The organism is Kitasatospora sp. NPDC091335 (genome assembly GCF_044757205.1).
In the GTDB taxonomy this organism is placed as follows: Bacteria; Actinomycetota; Actinomycetes; order Streptomycetales; family Streptomycetaceae; genus Kitasatospora.
Genome location: NZ_JBIVUM010000001.1, coordinates 238,887 through 257,251, shown reverse-complemented (window position 1 = coordinate 257,251; position 18,365 = coordinate 238,887). Strand labels below are relative to the sequence as shown.

Genomic DNA, 18,365 nt, shown 5'->3' with positions numbered 1-18,365 from the left:
CGGCCGCCCCGGGATTCCCGGGGCGGCCGTCGCGCGTGTGTCCGTCGGACGGTTACTTGCCGCTGCCGACCGGCTCCGGCTGCTCCTCGTCCGAGCCCTCGCGCCGGTTGCGCAGGATCGAGGAGCCGAGCGCCAGCCCGATGAAGGCGACGCCGATCAGGCCGGTGACGATCTCCGGGATGTGGTACTTGATCCCGACCAGCAGGATCGCCGCCAGCGCGCCGATCGCGTAGTGCGCGCCGTGCTCCAGGTAGACGTAGTCGTCCAGGGTGCCCTTGCGGACCAGGAAGACGGTCAGCGAGCGGATGTACATCGCGCCGATGCCGAGGCCCAGGGTGATCATGAAGATGTCACTGGAGATGGCGAACGCGCCGACCACGCCGTCGAAGGAGAACGAGGCGTCCAGGACCTCCAGGTAGAGGAAGAGGAAGAACGCCGCCTTGCCACCGACCTGGACGATCGACTTGCCGGACTTCTCCGCCGCCTCCTCGCGCTCCTCCTCGGCCTCCAGGCCCGACTCGAAGATCGACGAGAGGCCGTTGACGGTGAGGTAGGTGACCAGGCCGAGGACGCCGGCGAGCAGCACGGTCTCCGCGTGCTCCTCGGCGAAGAAGTTGGCGGCCAGCAGCAGGGAGACCAGGGCGACGACGCTGGAGAAGGCCTCCAGCTTGCCGACCTTCTCCAGCGGGCGCTCGATCCAGGCCAGCCAGTTGTGGTCCTTCTCCTCGAAGAGGAAGTCGAGGAAGATCATCAGCAGGAAGACGCCGCCGAAGGCCGCGATGGCCGGGTTGGCCGCCTCCAGGTACTGGCCGTAGGTGAGGCCGTCGTGGGTCTTGTCGGAGTGCAGCGCGAGGTCGATGACCGTCGCGGGGTTGAGCTTCGCGGTGAGGCCGACGACCAGCAGCGGGAAGACCAGGCGCATGCCGAAGACCGCGATGAGCACACCGACGGTCAGGAAGATCTTCTGCCAGTACGGGTTCATCCGCTTCAACACCGTGGCGTTGACCACAGCGTTGTCGAACGACAGGGAGATCTCCAGGATGGAGAGGATCAGCACGATGCCGAAGCCTTGGGCTCCCCAGAGCAGTCCGGCTGCGACCAGACCGATGGCGGTGATCGCGAACGACCAGCCGAATGTGCGGAGGAACACGGGAGTTGGCTACCTTTCGGGTTTTGGCCGTGTCGGGGGCGGCCTCGTCCCCGAGACGCCCTGACCGGGCCCGGCCCGGTCAGGTCTCCCCCGCACTGCCCTCGGTTCTCATGATCGGGTCGGGTGCGACGAGTCCGATTTCCGCCCTTACTGTACGTTCACGCCGAAGTCGAGCGCGATGCCGCGCAGGCCGGAGGCGTACCCCTGGCCCACCGCGCGGAACTTCCACTCGCCCGCGTAGCGGTACAGCTCGCCGAAGATCATCGCGGTTTCGCTGGACGCGTCCTCGGACAGGTCGTAGCGGGCGATCTCCTGGCCGTCGAGCGAGTTGACGACCCGGATGTAGGCGTTGCGGACCTGACCGAAGTTCTGGAGCCGCGCCTCGGCCTCGTAGATCGAGACCGCGAAGACCACCTTGTCCGCCTGTGCCGGGACGAGGTCGAGGTTGACCACGACCACCTCGTCGTCACCCGTGTCGTCGCCGCCGGTGAGGTTGTCGCCCTGGTGCTCCACCGAGCCCTCGGGGCTCTTGAGGCTGTTGTAGAAGACGAAGTACTCGTCGCCGAGCACTCGCCCGCCACCGCAGATCAGGGCGCTCGCGTCGAGGTCGAACGGGGCGCCCGTGGTCGAACGGGCGGACCAGCCGAGGCCGATCTGGACCTGCGTCAGGTTCGGCGCGGCCTTGGTGAGCGAGACGTTGCCGCCCTTGGCGAGCGTGACCACCATGACGTTCTTCCTCCCATGCTTCTCCCGGGGCGCCATCCAGGTGTATCCCCCGCGGCCCCGGCCGACCGGCTCCGGTCGGCTGAACTTCCTGAACTCACATCCTCGCAGCGCGGCGCACCGGCGCGGCACCCGGTCGGGCGAACCGGTCCGCGGCCCGCCCCCGCCGGGGAACGCGGCCGGGAACGAGCCCGGCAACGCGGCCGGGGCGGCCTCGGGACCACGGAGGTCCGGGACCGCCCCGGGAGAACGGCGCGCGGGCCGCCGGCGAAGGCCGCCGACGAGGACTCAGACGTTGACGCCGAAGTCCTGCGCGATGCCGCGCAGGCCGGAGGCGTAGCCCTGGCCGATGGCGCGGAACTTCCACTCCGCGCCGTTGCGGTACAGCTCGCCGAAGACCATCGCGGTCTCGGTGGAGGCGTCCTCGGAGAGGTCGTACCGGGCCAGCTCCGTGTTGTCGGCCTGGTTCACCACCCGGATGAACGCGTTGCGCACCTGGCCGAAGTTCTGGCCGCGGGTCTCGGCGTCGTAGATCGACACCGGGAAGACGATCTTGTCCACGTCCGCCGGCACGCCGACCAGGCTGACCTTGATCGCCTCGTCGTCGCCCTCGCCCTCACCGGTGAGGTTGTCGCCGGTGTGCTCCACCGAGCCGTCCGGGCTCTTCAGGTTGTTGAAGAAGACGAAGTTGCCGTCCGACGCGACCTTGCCCTGGGCGTTGCACAGCAGGGCGCTGGCGTCCAGGTCGAAGTCCGCACCGGTGGTGGTCCTGACGTCCCAGCCCAGACCGACGAGCACGGCCGTGAGGCCGGGGGCCTCCTTGGTGAGCGAGACGTTTCCGCCCTTGCTGAGGCTGACTCCCACTAGTCCTCCAAGAATCGGGAGGCACGTCCAGTGGTGCCCCCGGTGGTGCGGTCCTGGGCGACGGGAGACGCATCGGCTCCCGCACCCCACCCCGCCAACGGCCCGAGCGTAGTACGCGGTTCCCGAGCGCACCCCTGATCAGCCCGGACACGGCCCCGCGGCACTCGGCCGGCGGGTGCCGCGCGGGCGCCCGGACCCCCGCCAGAGGCCCGGGCGGGGGCCTCAGAGCCCCGCGAGGACCTTCAGGTACTCCTGCTCGTCCCGGGCGTCCGGGAGGCCGTTGACGACGCTCCAGCGCACCCGGCCGGCGGTGTCGATCACGAAGGTGCCGCGCAGCGGGCAGCCCCGCTCCCCGTCGAGGACGCCGTAGGCGCGGGTGACCTCGCCGTGCGGCCAGAAGTCGGCGAGCAGCGGGAACTCCAGGCCCTCCCGGTCGGCGAAGACCCGCTGGGAGAACTGCGAGTCGCAGGAGACGCCGAGCACCTGGACGGTGTCGTTCTGGAAGCCCGCCAGCCCGCGCTGGACCGCGCCCAGCTCGCCGGTGCAGACGCCGGTGAAGGCGAACGGGTAGAAGAGCAGGACGACGTTCTTCGCGCCGCGGAAGTCGGAGAGCCGGACGGTCTCGCCGTGCTGGTTGCCGAGCTCGAAGTCCGGAGCCTGGGTGCCGACCTCGATGGCCATGTGCGGGACCTTTCTGACGCAGACCGCGCCGCGCGGCGGGCGCGGCGGGCCACATCCTCCCATTCGCTTACGGGCGTTCCGCCGAACGGATGAGCCGGGTCGCGGCGGCGGTCCCCGTTCGCCTTCCGCGAACGGCTCCGGCGGGGCGCCCGGGGTGCCCCTCCGGCGTTCCCCGACGCCCCCGGTGCCCGGGCCGGCCGCGCCGGGCACCGGGGCCCCCAGGGGCGCCGGGGGACGCGACGGGCCCCGCCGGAGGGGGTTCCTCCGGCGGGGCCCGGTGCGGGGGTTTCAGAGCCCGCTCAGCGCTTGCCGCCCGACTTCGCCGCGGTGGACTTGGTCGCGAGCCTGGTGGCCGCCCAGTCCTTGACGATGTTGATCGAGCTGGTCTGGGAGAGACCGGCGGTCTTGGCCGCGTCGTTGATGTCGGAGGCCTCGATGTGGCCGTCCCGCCCGGTCTTGGGCGTCATCAGCCAGATGAGACCGCCCTCGGCCAGGTACTCCAGCGCGTCGACGAGGGCGTCGGTGAGGTCCCCGTCGTCGTCGCGGTGCCACAGCAGAACGGCGTCGGCGACGTCGTCGTAGTCCTCGTCGACGAGATCCGTCCCGGTGAGCTCCTCGATGCGTTCGCGGAGCTCCTGGTCAGTGTCGTCGTCGTACCCCAGCTCCTGGATGATCTGGCCCTCTTCGAAGCCGAGACGGGTCACCGGGTTGGACTTGTCCGCGGGGTCCGCGGTCGCGCTCACGGGAATAACCTCCAGTATTCGGCCCGGCGTCCATGCCGAGGCTGTGGCCGTAGTCCACACGGGAGCGGCGGTTCGCGCAAGTACCCGACCCCCGATCCCCCCCAAAGGTTGACGTGGCACAGGGGGACACGCCGTTCCGCGTGTCGGGAATCACACCGATTTGCCCTTCTCTGCGTGGGACAAGGATGCTTCGGGTGGTCCCGGCCCACAGGGCGTACGCGTGCCCGAGATACGAACGGCATTCGGGTCCGCGCGTGCGCGGGCGTAGAGTCTCCTGTTGGCCCTCACCCCGGCCGCCCGCCATCGGGCGGACGGGACACCAGGTCGGACCACCTCTTTTCGTAACACCCGGGGGTGTGCGGAGCGGACGAAGACGCCCGCACCGCGCGCCGCCAGACCGGCCCGCCCACCAGGCGGACCGGTTACCGATCGGTAGAGATGACGGATCTCCGAGCGCGGTAGCACGATGGAGGCGGCGCGACACACCTCAGTTTCGACCGACAGTGAAGGAACAGCGTGGCTTCCGGATCCGATCGCAACCCGATCATCATTGGCGGCCTTCCGAGTCAGGTCCCGGACTTCGATCCCGAGGAGACCGCGGAATGGCTGGAGTCGCTCGATGCGGCCATCGACGAGCGGGGGCGTGAGCGTGCCCGTTACCTGATGCTGCGGCTGATCGAGCGCGCCCGCGAGAAGCGTGTCGCCGTGCCCGAGATGCGCAGCACGGACTACGTCAACACGATCGCCACCAAGGACGAACCGTTCTTCCCCGGCAACGAGGAGATCGAGCGGAAGATCCTCAACGCGACGCGTTGGAACGCGGCCGTCATGGTCTCCCGGGCGCAGCGCCCCGGTATCGGGGTGGGTGGCCACATCGCCACCTTCGCCTCCTCCGCGTCGCTCTACGACGTCGGCTTCAACTACTTCTTCCGGGGCAAGGACGCCGACGGCGAGTCCGGCGACCAGATCTTCTTCCAGGGTCACGCCTCCCCCGGCATCTACGCCCGGGCCTTCCTGCTGGACCGGCTCACCGAGCAGCAGCTCGACGCGTTCCGCCAGGAGAAGTCGAAGGCCCCCTACGGCCTGTCCAGCTACCCGCACCCGCGGCTGATGCCGGACTTCTGGGAGTTCCCGACCGTCTCGATGGGCCTCGGCCCGCTCGGCGCGATCTACCAGGCCCGGATGAACCGGTACCTGGAGCATCGGGGCATCAAGGACACCTCCGACTCGCAGGTCTACGCCTTCCTCGGCGACGGTGAGATGGACGAGCCCGAGTCGCTCGGCCAGCTCTCCCTGGCCGCCCGTGAGGGCCTGGACAACCTCACCTTCGTGGTCAACTGCAACCTGCAGCGCCTCGACGGCCCGGTCCGCGGCAACGGCAAGATCATCCAGGAGCTGGAGTCGCAGTTCCGCGGCGCCGGCTGGAACGTGATCAAGCTGGTCTGGGACCGCAGCTGGGACCCGCTGCTCGCGCAGGACCGCGACGGCGTCCTGGTGAACAAGCTGAACACCACGGTCGACGGCCAGTTCCAGACCTATGCGACCGAGACCGGCGCGTACATCCGCGAGAACTTCTTCGGCGGGGACCTGCGGCTGCGTAAGATGGTCGAGAACATGACCGACCAGCAGATCCAGCACCTGGGTCGCGGCGGCCACGACCACGCCAAGGTCTACGCGGCCTTCAAGGCGGCCCGCGAGCACAAGGGCCAGCCGACGGTCATCCTGGCCCAGACGGTCAAGGGCTGGACGCTGGGCCCCAACTTCGAGGGCCGCAACGCCACCCACCAGATGAAGAAGCTGACGGTCGAGGACCTGAAGCGCTTCCGCGACCGGCTGCACCTGCCGATCACCGACAAGCAGCTCGAGGACGGCCTCCCGCCGTACTACCACCCGGGCCGCGACTCGGAGGAGATCCAGTACATGCACGACCGCCGGGAGGAGCTCGGCGGCTACGTACCGACCCGCAAGGTCCGCCCGCGCAAGCTGGAACTGCCCGGCGACGACGCGTACAAGGCGGTCAAGAAGGGCTCCGGCAACCAGACCATCGCCACCACCATGGCGTTCGTCCGGGTGCTCAAGGACCTCATGCGGGACAAGGGCATCGGCAACCGCTTCGTGCCGATCGCGCCGGACGAGTACCGCACCTTCGGCATGGACTCGCTGTTCCCGTCGGCGAAGATCTACAACCCGCTGGGCCAGACCTACGAGTCGGTCGACCGTGACCTGCTGCTGGCCTACAAGGAGTCGCCGACCGGCCAGATGCTGCACGACGGCATCTCCGAGGCCGGCTGCACCGCCTCGCTGATCGCCGCCGGTTCGTCCTACGCGACCCACGGCGAGCCGCTGATCCCGGTGTACGTCTTCTACTCGATGTTCGGGTTCCAGCGCACCGGCGACCAGTTCTGGCAGATGGCCGACCAGCTGGCCCGCGGCTTCGTGATCGGCGCCACCGCCGGCCGCACCACGCTGACCGGTGAGGGCCTCCAGCACGCCGACGGCCACTCGCACCTGCTGGCCTCGACCAACCCCGGCGTCGTCGCGTACGACCCGGCGTACGGCTTCGAGATCGCGCACATCGTCCAGGACGGTCTGCGGCGGATGTACGGCTCCAGCGCCGAGCACCCGCACGGTGAAGACGTGTTCTACTACATGACCGTCTACAACGAGCCGATCAAGATGCCGGCCGAGCCCGAGAACGTGGACGTCGAGGGCATCCTCAAGGGTCTGCACAAGTACGCGCCGGGCACCGCGGGCCAGATCCCGGCCCAGATCCTCGCCTCCGGCGTGGCCGTGCCGTGGGCCCTGGAGGCCCAGCGCATCCTCGCCGAGGAGTGGAACGTCAAGGCCGACGTCTGGTCCGCGACCTCCTGGAACGAGCTGCGCCGCGACGCGGTGGAGGCCGAGGAGTTCAACCTGCTGCACCCCGAGGAGCAGCAGCGCGTGCCGTACGTCACCCAGAAGCTCCAGGGCTCCGAGGGCCCGGTCGTCGCGGTGTCCGACTGGATGCGCGCGGTGCCGGACCAGATCGCCCGCTGGGTGCCCGGCCAGTACCAGTCGCTGGGCGCCGACGGCTTCGGCTTCGCCGACACCCGTGGCGCGGCCCGTCGCTTCTTCCACATCGACGCGCAGTCGGTCGTCCTGGGTGTGCTCACCGAGCTCGCCAAGCAGGGCAAGATCGACCGCTCGGCGCTGAAGGACGCGATCGACCGCTACCAGCTGCTGAACGTGGCCGCGGCCGACCCGGGCGCCGCCGGCGGCGACGCCTGATCAGCCGCTGAGGCACTGAGGCGCTGAGGGCCGGACTCCCGACGGGGGTCCGGCCCTTCGCCTTCGCCGGGCCCGCGCAGCCCCGCCCGGGCGTGACCGGGTGTGCCCGACGGGGACGGCACGGCCCGGGCGACCCTCGGCCCGGGCGATCGCCCCGGCGACCACGACGGCCCCGGACTCCAGCGAGTCCGGGGCCGTGGCGCTGCCGGGCCGATCGCCCGGGATTCCGTCAGATGTGCACGGCCGGGCCCGCGTCGGTGGTGCCGCGGCGGGTGAGCAGACCGAGCAGGGCGGCGCCGAAGGCCACCACGGCGGCGACCGCGAAGGCGAGCGACATGCCGCTGACGAAGGACTCGTGGACGGCGCCGGCCATCGCGTCCAGCGCCTGCTGCGGGGTGCCCGCCGGGGCCGGCGGCGCGATGCCGAGCTGGGCGGCCTGCTTCAGGCCCTCGCCCGCCTCGCCCTCGACCGGCGGCAGGCCGGCCTTCGCCCAGTTGCCGGGCAGCACGTCGCCGACCTTGGCGGCCATCAGCGCGCCCAGCACCGCGGTGCCGAGGCTGCCGCCGACCTGCATCGCGGCCTGCTGGAGGCCGCCGGCCACGCCGGACAGCTCCAGCGGGGCGTTGCCGACGATCACCTCGGTGGCGCCGACCATGACGGGGCTGATGCCGAGGCCCATCAGGACGAACCAGAGCGACATCACGCCGTTGCCGGAGGCGGTGTCCAGGGTGGACATGCCGAACATCGCGGTGGTGGTGATCAGCATGCCCGCCACGATCGGGATACGGGGGCCCAGCTTGCCGATCGCCAGGCCGGCCAGCGGCGAGCCGACGATCATCATGCCGGTCATCGGCAGCAGGTGGACGCCGGCCTCGACCGGCTTCATCCCGTGCACGTTCTGGAGGTAGAAGGTCACGAAGAAGATCGCGCCGAAGAACGCGAAGGCCATCAGCGCCATCAGCAGCACGCCCGCCGACAGCGGCACCGAGCGGAACAGGCTGAGCGGGATCAGCGGTTCGCGGGCCTTGCCCTGCCAGAGCGCGAACAGCACCATCAGGACCACCGCGCCGATCAGGAACAGCAGCGTCTTCCCGTCGCCCCAGCCCCACTCGGGGGCCTTGATGATGCCGAAGACCAGCGCGAACATCCCGACCGAGAGCAGCGCGATGCCGGGCAGGTCGAAGGACTTGGCGGCGTTCTCGGCCCGGACGTCCCTGAGGATCCACAGGCCGAGCGCCACCGCGATCAGGCCGACCGGGATGTTGATGAAGAACACCGACTCCCAGTTGACGTGCTCGACCAGCAGGCCGCCGACGATCGGCCCGGCCGCGGTGGAGGCGCCGATCACGCCGCCCCAGATGCCGATCGCCATGTTGAGCTTCTCGGCCGGGAAGGCCCCGCGCAGCAGGCCGAGCGCGGCCGGCTGGAGCAGCGCGCCGAACAGGCCCTGGAGCACCCGGAAGGCGATCACGGTCTGGATGTTGCCGGCGAAGCCGATCGCGGCCGAGGTGACGGCGAAGCCCACGGCGCCGACCAGGAAGGTGTTCTTGTGGCCGAAGCGGTCACCGATCTTGCCCGCGGTGATCAGGAAGACCGCCAGGGCCAGCAGGTAGCCGCTGGTGACCCACTGGATCTCGGAGGGCGCCGCGTGCAGCTTCTCCTGGATCACCGGGTTGGCGATGGCGACGATCGTGCCGTCCAGCGCGACCATCATGACGCCGACCGCGACGGTCAGCAGGGTCAGCCAGGGGTGCCCCTTGAGGCCGCCCCCCGACCGCGGATTCGGCGGCGGCGGTGCGTCCGCCTCGGAGTTCTTGACGACGGACTGGCTCATCTGGGGCCCTCCGGGGGCATGGCTCGGTGCGGGACACGGCGGTGGCGCCCCGGCCCACCCGTCCCCACAGGTGCCCCGGCCCGACGGGCGCCACCTCGGCAGATTATGTCAGCTGCTGACATTCGGCAAACAGTGACTTCTGGCCATTACTGCCATTTGTCAGAGCGCTAAGGTTGTGCTCCCACCCGCCGCTCCCAGCGCTCCGGAAGGCCCCCGCCATGGCCGCTCACACCCCCCGCACCACCGACGCCCCGGACGCCCCCGGACGCACGCCGGGGCTGCGCGAGCGCAAGAAGCAGCAGACCAGGTACGCCCTGATCCAGGCCGCCCACCTGCTCTTCCTCCGGCAGGGCTTCGCCCACACGACCGTCGACGAGATCGCCTCCGCCGTCGACGTCTCCCAGCGCACCTTCTTCCGCTACTTCGCCAACAAGGACGAGGTCGCGCTCGCCGTGATGGCCGTGGCCGAGGACTACTTCATCGAGTGCCTGCGCCACCGCCCGGCCGAGGAGACCCCGCTCCAGGCCCTGCGCGCCTCGATCGTCAAGGCCTGGCGCGACCTCGGCAGCGCGGAGACCTCCGGCCCCCACTCGATCCACAGCGCCCTCGAACTCATGCGGATGATCGAGGAGACGCCCCCGCTGCTCGCCGCCCACCTGCGCCGGGTCACCGAGCAGGAGCGGCTGGTGGTCCAGGTGCTCGCCGAACGCGAGGGCCTGGACCCGGCCGGGGACCTGCGCCCCGCCGTGCTCGCCGCCGTCTTCGGCAGCCTGCTGCGGGCGGCCCACCTGTCCTGGAGCGCCGAACTCGAACCGGCCGGCCCCGAGGGCATGGTCACGGTGATCGAGCGTCACTTCGACCAGCTCGGACCGGCCCTGGCCGGCCACTGGCGCGACCCCGCGTAGTACCCGGCGGAACCGCCGTGTCATACCGGGGTATCACCCGATACCCCGGTGGCACCCGGAAGTTCGGGCCCCAGTGCGACGCCCGGGCGGCCCCGCCCTCCTAGGCTGGCCCGCGATGAAGAACCTCACCTCAGCCGACCTCCGCCGGTACGTCCGCCGCCTGCTGCGCACCTTCTGGCAGCACCTCACCGTTCCGGGCGACAACCACACCCCGCTGCTCGGGGAGTCGCCCCGGCCCTGGCTGCGCCGGCTGCCGTACGCCGTCGCCCTGGCCATGATGTCCTCGCTGATCCCCAGCGGGATCGGCGTCCTGGTCGGCTCCTTCGGCCTGGTGCTCCCGGTGGCCGGCGCGCTCACCGTCGCCCAGACCGTTCCGCTGCTGCTCGCCATCACCCGGCCGCTGGCCGCCTGGTGGATCAGCGCGGCCACCCTGGTCACCACCGCGACCGTCACCGCCCGGTACGAGCAGGACGGCGGCACCTGGCCGTGGACCGCGCCGATGATCCTCTCCTACGTCTTCCTGCTGGCAGCCCTCGCGCTGCGGGAGAGCCGGGCCACCCTGGTCTCGGTCTGGCTGGCCACCGTCGCGCTCACCGCGCTCACCACCACCCTGGGCCTGCCCCGCTCCGGCGACGGCACCACCATGCTGCTGATCGCGCTCAGCGGCGCCGCCCTGCTGCTCGGCTGGGCCGTCCGGGACCGCGCCGAGGCGCGCCGGCTGCTCACCGAGCAGGAGCACATCAGCGAGGTCGAGCGCGAACGCCGCACCCTGCTGGAGGAACGCGCCAGGATCGCAAGGGAGTTGCACGACGTGGTGGCCCACCACATGTCGGTCATCGCGGTGCAGGCGGCCAGCGCCCCGTACCGGATCACCGGCGTACCGGACGAGGCCTCCGAGGAGTTCACCGCGATAGCCGGCACCGCCCGCGAGTCACTGGCCGAGATGCGCCGGCTGCTCGGCGTGCTGCGCAGCGAGGAGTCCGGCGGGGAGAAGGCCCCGCAGCCCGGGGTCGGCCAACTCGCCCAGCTGGTCGAGACGGTGGGCCGGGCCGGGGTGCCGGCCGAACTGACCGTGGAGCCCGGCCTGGTGGACCTGGTGCCGCAGGCCGTCGGCCTGTCCGCGTACCGGATCGTGCAGGAGGCGCTGGCCAACGTGGTGCGGCACGCCCCCGGCGCGCGGACCTGGGTGTCGGTGGCCGAGGACGGCCCGGCGCTGCGGGTGACGGTGGTCAACGCGGCCCCGCCGGTGCGCACCGAGTCGCTGGAGGCCTCGGTCGAGGGCACCGGGCAGGGGCTGGTCGGAATGCGCGAACGCGTCCGGCTGGTCGATGGCAGGCTGGACACCGGCCCGCTGCCGGACGGCGGCTTCAAGGTGGCCGCCGTCCTGCCCCTCGACCGCCCCGACACCCCCCTGGAGACCACCGCATGACCATCCGCGTGATCATCGTCGACGACCAGGCCATGGTGCGCGCGGGCTTCGCGGCCCTCCTCAACGCCCAGAGCGACATCGACGTGGTGGGGGACGCGGCGGACGGCGCCCAGGCCCTGGAGGTCAACGGCCGCACCCACCCCGACCTGGTGCTGATGGACGTCCGCATGCCCGTCATGGACGGCCTGGAGGCGGCCAGGCGGCTGCTCGACCCGGCCGTACCCGGCGCCCACCGGCCCAAGGTGCTGATGCTCACCACCTTCGACGTGGACGACTACGTGTACGAGGCACTGCGCGCCGGAGCCAGCGGCTTCCTGCTCAAGGACGCCCCGCCGGCCGACCTGATCGCCGCGGTCCGGGTGGTCGCGGCCGGCGAGGCGCTGCTCGCCCCCTCGGTGACCCGCCGGCTGATCGAGGACTTCGCCCGCACCCGCCCGGCCAGGCGCCGCGACCCCAAGGTGCGGCTCAACGGCCTGACCCCGCGCGAGACCGAGGTGCTGGAGCTGATCGCCCGCGGCCTCTCCAACCAGGAGATAGCCGCCGGACTGGTGCTCGCCGAACAGACCGTCAAGACCCACATCGGGCGCATCCTCGCCAAGCTCGGCCTGCGCGACCGCGCCCAGGCGGTGGTGCTGGCCTACGAGTCCGGCCTGGTGACCCCCGGCCAGTAGGTGGGGACATCCCCCTGATACCCCGGTAGCACCCGGGAGTTGGCCCCGCGGTGTGACGTCCGCGGGGCCGTCGCATTCCTACCTTCCTCTCCGTCGGAAGCCGAACCGAGTCGGCTGCCGAACGGACAAGGGAGGGCAGGGACATGCGCAGGTTTCGGGCCAGGAGGGCGCTCGCCGCCACCGCGGTGGCGCTGGCGGCCGTACTCGGCGCGGGCGGCTGGGCCGCCGACACCCAGACCCCCGTCACCGGCCCGCCGCCCGGCAGCGCCGCCTGGACGGCCGACACCTCGCTCGGCCTGCGGCCGCCCGACCCCGCCGCCACCACCCCCGCCCACGTCGCGGCGTTCTTCGCCGGGCTGGGCCCGGCACAGCAGGACGCGCTGGCCGCCCGGCACCCGCTGGTGGTCGGCAACCTGGACGGCGCCCCGGTCGTCCTCAGGTACCGGGCCAACGCCCTGGCGCTCGCCGCCGAACGCGCCCGCGAACTCGCCCGGGCCGCCGACCCCGCCCTCACCCCGCAGGACCACGAGACCGCCCGCGAGCGCGCCGAGCGCTACCGCGCCCTGCTGGACGGCGGCCGGCGGATCCTCGCCTTCGACCCGCGCGGCCGCGGCCAGGTCGCCGAGGTCTACGGAGACCTCGCCACCGCCCGCCGCACCGCCGTGATCGTCCCCGGCTCGGACATCGACCTGCTCCGCTTCGACCGCGCCTCCGACCCGTACGGCACCCCCGCCGGCATGGCCCGCGCGCTCCTGGACGCCACCGGCCGGCAGACCGCCGTGATCGCCTGGGCCGGCTACACCACCCCGCTCGGCCTCGGCCCGGACGCCGCCACCGAGGACCTGGCCGAGGCCGGCGCCCCCCGGCTCACCCGGCTGCTCGACGGACTCGCCGTCAGCACCCGCCCGCAGGCCCCGCCCACACTGTTCTGCCACAGCTACGGCTCGGTGGTCTGCGGCCTGGCCCGCCCCACCCCCGCCCAGGCCTCCGGCGTCGTGGTGCTCGGCTCGCCCGGCATGGGCATCGGCTCGGCCGCCGACCTCGACCCGGACGTCCCGCTCTGGGCCACCGCCCGCAACGGCTCCGACTGGATCGGCGACGTGCCCAACGTCCGGCTGTTCGGCCTCGGCCACGGCGCCGACCCGACCGCCCCCGGCTTCGGCGCCCGCCCGCTGCCCGCCACCGGATCCCACGGCCACAACGGCTACTTCGCCCCCGGCACCGCCTCGCTCGCCGCCTACGCCGCCGTCGCCCTCGGCCGCGCCGCCTGACCTCCCGCACCGGAAGGAGCACCACCATGGCCAGCCCCCTCACCTCCCTGCGCCGCGCCGCCCACCAGGTCGACGCCAGGACCCCCGCCACCCGCGACCGCGCCCTGGACGGGCTGCGCGCCCTCGCCCTGCTCTCCGTGCCGGTCGGCCACTGGATGCTCGGCGGCCTGACCCTCTCCCCCGACGGCGCCCTGCACAACGCCAGCCCGCTCGCCACCCTCGGCTTCTTCGCCCCGCTCAGCTGGGTGCTCCAGATGCTCGGGGTGTTCTTCCTGGTCGGCGGCCACTCCTCGGTCAGCTCGCTGGAGCGGGCCAGGGCCAAGGGGGTCACCTTCGGCGGCTGGCTGCGGGCCCGTACCGTCCGGCTGCTGCGCCCGGTACTCGGGGTGGCGGCCGTCTGGGCGGCGCTGGTCCCGCTGCTGCCCGCGCTCGGCGTCCCCGCGGACACCCTGCGCACCGGCTCCACGCTGGTGGTGCAGCCGCTCTGGTACATCGGGATCTACCTGGGGCTGACCGCGCTCACCCCGCTCTGCGTGGCCGCCGGGCGCCGGCTGGGCGGCTGGTCGGCGGGCCTGCCGGCGCTCGCGGTCGCCGCCGTCGACCTGCTGCGGTACGGGCCGTGGGCCGGGGCGGTGCCGTCCTGGGTCGCCCTGCTGAACATCCTGCCGGGCTGGCTGTTCGGCTACCAGCTGGGCGTGCTCTGGGCGCAGGGCCGGCTCGGCCGCCCGGCGGCCCGGGTGCTGCTGCTCGGCGGCGGCGCGGTGTTCGCCGCCCTGCTGCTGGTCTTCCACTACCCGGCCAGCATGGTCGGCGTGCCCGGGGCGGCGCGGACCAACTCGCACCCGCCGTCCCTGCTGGTGCTCGCCCTGGCGGCGTTCCAGTGCGGTGCCGCGGTGCTGCTGCGGGAGCGGCTGGGCCGGCTGCTGACCCGCCGCCCGCTGCTCTGGCTGCCGGTCGTGCTGGTCAACCTGTCGGCGATGACGATCTTCTGCTGGCACCAGAGCGCGATGCTCGCGGTCGCGGTGCCGGGAGCGGCCGGCCTGGGCGCCGTCCCCGGGCTGACCACCGCGCCGGACTCGCTCGGCTGGGTGGCCGCCCGGCTGGCGCTGCTGCCGCTGTTCGGTGCCGCGCTGGTGGCGATCGGCTGGTTCACCCGCCGCTTCGACGGGCCGTGGACGTCCTTGTCCCGGGGTGGCAAGGCGGTGGCCGGGGCCGCGGCGGCACTGTTCGCGGCGTACGCGCTGGGCGTGGTGTGACGCGCGCCGTCGTCCACGGCACGTAGGGGGCGCGGACCGGTCGGTCCGCGCCCCTCGGCCGTTGCGCCCCGGGGCGCGCGATGTCGGTGCCCTGCCCTACCCTGCCGCCATGGTGACGTTCGACGAGTTCCGCGCGATGGCGCTGGCCCTGCCGGAGGCCGCCCAGGAGCCGACCTGGGACATCGAGACGCTGCGGGTCCGCGGCCGGATCTTCGCGATGGGCGCTCCCGACGGGGACCGCGTCACCGTCAAGGCCTCCCCCGAGGACCAGGCCGAACTGCTCGCCGCCGAGCCCGAGGTGTTCTCCTCCGCCCCGTACGTCGGCCGGCACGGCTGGGTGAGCGTCCGACTCGGACCGGTGGACCGGGACGAACTGAGCGACCTGGTCACCGAGGCCTGGCGGCGGACGGCGCCGAAGCGCCTGGTCCGCGAATTCGACGCCCGGAACTCCGGATAGGGCCGCCGAACCGGCCGCTCAGGGACGCCGGAAGGACACCCGCGGTTCATGTGATCCATCCCACAGTTTAGGCGTTCCCGTCACCCCGTCGGTCCCCCTAGGCTTGCGCAGGGAAGTCAGCAGAGCTATCGCACCCTCCGGGCACCGCCCGTGAAACGGTGACGGGCCCCAAGGGAGTTGGTGCGGTGCGCAACCGTCGGCGCTGGAAGCGGGTACTGATCGGGGCGTTCGCCGGCTGCGCGGTGCTCGCCGACGCCGGAGCCTCCGCCGCCGCGGCCGCGGTCTCCTCCGAACAGCTGGCGATCTCCACGCCTCCGGCCGGCAGCGCCGCCTGGGTCGAGGACCACTCCTTCGACCGCTCGCTGCCCGACCCGGCCACCACCACCCCGGCCGCCGCCGCGCAGTTCTTCGCCTCGCTCGCGCCCACCGAGCTGGACCGGCTGATCCAGGAGTACCCGCTGGTCGTCGGCAACTACGACGGCGCCCCGCCGGACCTGCGCTACCGCGCCAACCGGATCGCCCTGGCCGCCGAGCGCGACCGGGCCAGGGCACGCGCCGCCGACCGCGACCTGGACTCCGACACCCGCGCGCTGGCCGTCTCCCGCGCCAACGACGCCGAGAACCTGCTCGCCCCCGGCCGGCAGATCCTGGCCTTCGACCCGCGCGGCCGCGGCCTGGTCACCGAGGTCTGGGGCGACCTCGCCGACGCCGAGCGGATCTCCGTACTCGTCCCCGGCTCGGACGCCGACCTCGGCCACCACGACCAGACGGCCGAACCGCTGCGCTCCCCGGCCGGCATGGCCCGCGCCCTCTTCGCCGAGGAACGGCGCCAGGCGCCCGGCACCCGGACGGCCGTGATCTCCTGGACCGGCTACGTCACCCCCTCCGGCCTCGGCCCCGACGCGGCCACCTCCCGGCTCGCCGACGTCGCCGCGCCCCGGCTGGAGCGGCTGCTCGCCGGGCTCAGGGAGACCACCAGGCCGGACGCGCCGCCGTCGCTGCTCTGCCACTCCTACGGCTCGGTGGTCTGCGGCACCGCCGCCCCCGAGATCCCCCGCGCGGCCGCCTCGCCGTCCGACACCTCGGGCATCACCGACCTGGTGGTCTTCGGCAGCCCCGGCATGGGAGTGCAGGACACCACCGAACTGGGCACCGGCGTGCACGTCTGGGCGACCCGCAACCCCAGCGACTGGATCGGCAACGTGCCGTTCCTGGAGGTCGGCGGGCTCGGCCACGGCGCCGACCCGGCCGCGAGCGGCTTCGGCTCCGAGCAGATCTCCTCGGCGCGCGCGGCCGGCCACAACGGCTACTTCACCGAGGGCACCGACAGCCTGCGCAACTTCGCGGCGATCTCGCTCGGCCGCTACCAGGCCGTGATCCGGACCAGCCCCGGCTCCTGAAGTCCCGCACGCCGCAGGGCGGTTCCCCTGCGAGCGCCCTAGGAGAGCTCGTCCTGGTACAGCCGCAGGGCGTCCGCCGCCGCCCTGGCCAGCTCGCGCCGGGCGGCCGGCGGGGCCAGTACCTCGACGTCCGCGCCGAAGGTCAGCAACGCGCGGACGGCCGCCGGCGCCGGGAACGCCATCGCCACCTCGACCCACTCCTCGGCCGGCCCGGCACCCACCTCCGGCAGCGGGGCGGTGACCCGGCCGCCGTGGATGCGCAGGAACATGTCCAGCCTGGCGCGCCGCACCCGCGCCCGCACCGGCAGGTCCACAGGCAGCCGCTCCACCTGCTCGCGCAGCACCGCCCAGACGTCGCCGAGCCCGATCCCGGTCCGGCGCCGCACCGGCTCCTCCGCGGTCTCGGCGACCAGCACCCGGTCGGCCCTGAACAGCCGCGGCTCGCCGTGCAGGTCGGCCACCAGGTACCAGACCGCGGCCTTGCTCACCAGCCCGTACGGGTCGACGGTGTAGTCCACCGGCGCGGGCGCGCCGCCGTGCCGGTAGCGCAGCCGCAGCCGCCGGTCGGCGAAGACGGCGTACTGGAGCTCTCCGAGGTCGGGGCCGGCCACCGGGCCGGCCGGGGCCTGCATCCAGCGGGCCGGGTCGACCAGGATCCGCTCGCTGATCCGCTCGGCCGCCGGGCGGTGCGGGGCCGGCAGCGCCGCCATCACCTTGCGCAGCGCCGAACCGAGCGCGCCGTCCAGCCCGAGGTCGCTGTGCGCGCCCTGGGCGGAGAGCACGAACAGCGCCCTGGCCTCGTCCGCCGTCAGCCCGGTCACGTCGGTGCGGTAGCCCGGCAGCAGGCTGATGCCGCCGTGCCGGCCGCGCTCGGTGAACACCGGCACCCCCGCGGTGGAGAGCGCCTCCACGTCGCGGTAGACGGTGCGGACGGACACCTCCAGCCGCGCGGCGAGTTCGGTGGCGGGCACCCGGCCGCGGGTCTGGAGCAGCAGCAGGATCGAGAGCAGGCGGTCGGCCTTCATGGTCCAAGAATCCCAGTAATCCTGACGGCGGTTGTCAGGTTTTACCGGAAGATTGCGCTCCGAGCCGGAAAAGCCGTCCGCCACCGAGGAGTTGAGCACAGATGTCCGCCGTCCAGGATGCCCGCCCGCAGTACCTGACCGCGCTCGACCAGTTGGAGAAGCTGTTCGCCACGATCACCCCGGCCGACCTCGACCGGCCCACCCCGTGCACCGAGTTCACGCTGCGTCAGCTGCTGGACCACGTGGTCGGCGGCATCCACCGGTTCGCGTACATGGGTGAGGGCGGCCGCGCCCAGGACGTCCTGGCCGGCATCGAGGACCCGTCCGACGAGGGCTGGCCGGCCGCGCTGGGCCGGGCCCGCGCCCGGGTGACCGCCGCCTGGGCGGACGACGCCAGGCTCGGCCGCCCGGCCGTCGCCCCCTGGGGCGAGGTGCCCGGCGCGGCGGCGGTCGGCGGCTACCTGATGGAGGTGGCGACCCACTCCTGGGACATCGCCACCGCCCTCGGCAACGGCTTCGCCCTGGACGACGACCTGGCGCGGGCCGCGCTGGCCGTCGCCCGGTCCGTGATGCCGGCCGGACAGCGCCCGCCCGGCGCCCCGTTCGGTGACGCCCGCCCGGCCCCCGAGGACGCCGACGCCCAGACCGAGCTGGCCGCCTGGTTGGGCCGTACGGTCTGAGCCCGCGAC

Annotated in this window: 16 protein-coding genes; 9 read left to right on the top strand and 7 right to left on the bottom strand. The window is 72.7% G+C overall.

Annotated elements, in window-relative coordinates; translation table 11 throughout:
- Positions 1-52: 52 nt before the first annotated feature.
- The 5 genes from ACIQOW_RS01160 to ACIQOW_RS01140 all read right to left on the bottom strand — a co-directional run bounded on the left by ACIQOW_RS01160 (position 53) and on the right by ACIQOW_RS01140 (position 4,161).
- Positions 53-1,150, bottom strand: coding sequence for a DUF475 domain-containing protein (locus tag ACIQOW_RS01160; protein WP_401078264.1), 1,098 nt, complete (start codon positions 1,148-1,150; stop codon positions 53-55).
- A 147-nt stretch (positions 1,151-1,297) separates the two neighbouring features.
- Positions 1,298-1,876 carry a TerD family protein gene (locus tag ACIQOW_RS01155; RefSeq protein ID WP_401078261.1) on the bottom strand — a complete coding sequence of 193 codons (579 nt, stop codon included), beginning with the start codon at positions 1,874-1,876 and terminating at the stop codon, positions 1,298-1,300.
- 285 nt (positions 1,877-2,161) lie between these two features.
- On the bottom strand, positions 2,162-2,737 hold the full coding sequence (locus ACIQOW_RS01150; RefSeq protein WP_188296500.1) for a TerD family protein: 576 nt from the start codon (positions 2,735-2,737) through the stop codon (positions 2,162-2,164).
- A gap of 222 nt (positions 2,738-2,959) precedes the next feature.
- Entirely contained in the window at positions 2,960-3,418 is a 459-nt protein-coding gene (locus ACIQOW_RS01145; RefSeq protein ID WP_401078257.1) for a peroxiredoxin, read from the bottom strand.
- A 299-nt stretch (positions 3,419-3,717) separates the two neighbouring features.
- Positions 3,718-4,161, bottom strand: a complete 444-nt coding sequence (locus ACIQOW_RS01140) for a DUF3052 domain-containing protein (RefSeq protein WP_401078255.1) — start codon at positions 4,159-4,161, stop codon at positions 3,718-3,720.
- A gap of 516 nt (positions 4,162-4,677) precedes the next feature.
- Between ACIQOW_RS01140 and aceE the strand changes: the two genes are divergently transcribed.
- Positions 4,678-7,428, top strand: a complete 2,751-nt coding sequence (gene aceE, locus ACIQOW_RS01135; protein ID WP_401078252.1) for a pyruvate dehydrogenase (acetyl-transferring), homodimeric type — start codon at positions 4,678-4,680, stop codon at positions 7,426-7,428.
- A gap of 229 nt (positions 7,429-7,657) precedes the next feature.
- Here aceE and ACIQOW_RS01130 read toward each other — a convergent pair whose 3' ends face one another.
- Positions 7,658-9,262 carry an MFS transporter gene (locus ACIQOW_RS01130; RefSeq protein WP_401078249.1) on the bottom strand — a complete coding sequence of 535 codons (1,605 nt, stop codon included), beginning with the start codon at positions 9,260-9,262 and terminating at the stop codon, positions 7,658-7,660.
- A gap of 218 nt (positions 9,263-9,480) precedes the next feature.
- Here ACIQOW_RS01130 and ACIQOW_RS01125 point away from each other — a divergent pair, with 218 nt between their 5' ends.
- The 7 genes from ACIQOW_RS01125 to ACIQOW_RS01095 all read left to right on the top strand — a co-directional run bounded on the left by ACIQOW_RS01125 (position 9,481) and on the right by ACIQOW_RS01095 (position 16,651).
- Entirely contained in the window at positions 9,481-10,167 is a 687-nt protein-coding gene (locus tag ACIQOW_RS01125) for a TetR/AcrR family transcriptional regulator (RefSeq protein WP_188296495.1), read from the top strand.
- 115 nt (positions 10,168-10,282) lie between these two features.
- Positions 10,283-11,596, top strand: coding sequence for a sensor histidine kinase (locus ACIQOW_RS01120; protein ID WP_401078246.1), 1,314 nt, complete (start codon positions 10,283-10,285; stop codon positions 11,594-11,596).
- Positions 11,593-12,267, top strand: a complete 675-nt coding sequence (locus tag ACIQOW_RS01115) for a response regulator transcription factor (protein WP_188296493.1) — start codon at positions 11,593-11,595, stop codon at positions 12,265-12,267. Before ACIQOW_RS01120 ends, ACIQOW_RS01115 begins: the two co-directional genes overlap by 4 nt.
- A gap of 143 nt (positions 12,268-12,410) precedes the next feature.
- Positions 12,411-13,538 carry an alpha/beta hydrolase gene (locus tag ACIQOW_RS01110; protein ID WP_401078242.1) on the top strand — a complete coding sequence of 376 codons (1,128 nt, stop codon included), beginning with the start codon at positions 12,411-12,413 and terminating at the stop codon, positions 13,536-13,538.
- Between the two features lie 26 nt (positions 13,539-13,564).
- A complete protein-coding gene (locus ACIQOW_RS01105) occupies positions 13,565-14,794 on the top strand; it encodes an acyltransferase (RefSeq protein ID WP_401078240.1) in 1,230 nt (409 codons plus the stop codon).
- Between the two features lie 109 nt (positions 14,795-14,903).
- Entirely contained in the window at positions 14,904-15,251 is a 348-nt protein-coding gene (locus ACIQOW_RS01100) for an MmcQ/YjbR family DNA-binding protein (RefSeq protein WP_188296490.1), read from the top strand.
- A 185-nt stretch (positions 15,252-15,436) separates the two neighbouring features.
- The gene (locus ACIQOW_RS01095; protein ID WP_317620048.1) at positions 15,437-16,651 is read left to right on the top strand and encodes an alpha/beta hydrolase; all 1,215 of its coding nucleotides are present in this window, start codon (positions 15,437-15,439) and stop codon (positions 16,649-16,651) included.
- 38 nt (positions 16,652-16,689) lie between these two features.
- On the opposite strand, the gene ACIQOW_RS01090 is transcribed toward ACIQOW_RS01095, so the two are convergent.
- The gene (locus tag ACIQOW_RS01090) at positions 16,690-17,676 is read right to left on the bottom strand and encodes a helix-turn-helix transcriptional regulator (RefSeq protein WP_401078235.1); all 987 of its coding nucleotides are present in this window, start codon (positions 17,674-17,676) and stop codon (positions 16,690-16,692) included.
- A 101-nt stretch (positions 17,677-17,777) separates the two neighbouring features.
- On the opposite strand from ACIQOW_RS01090, the gene ACIQOW_RS01085 reads away from it, so the two are divergent.
- Entirely contained in the window at positions 17,778-18,356 is a 579-nt protein-coding gene (locus ACIQOW_RS01085) for a TIGR03086 family metal-binding protein (protein ID WP_401078232.1), read from the top strand.
- Positions 18,357-18,365 lie beyond the last annotated feature (9 nt).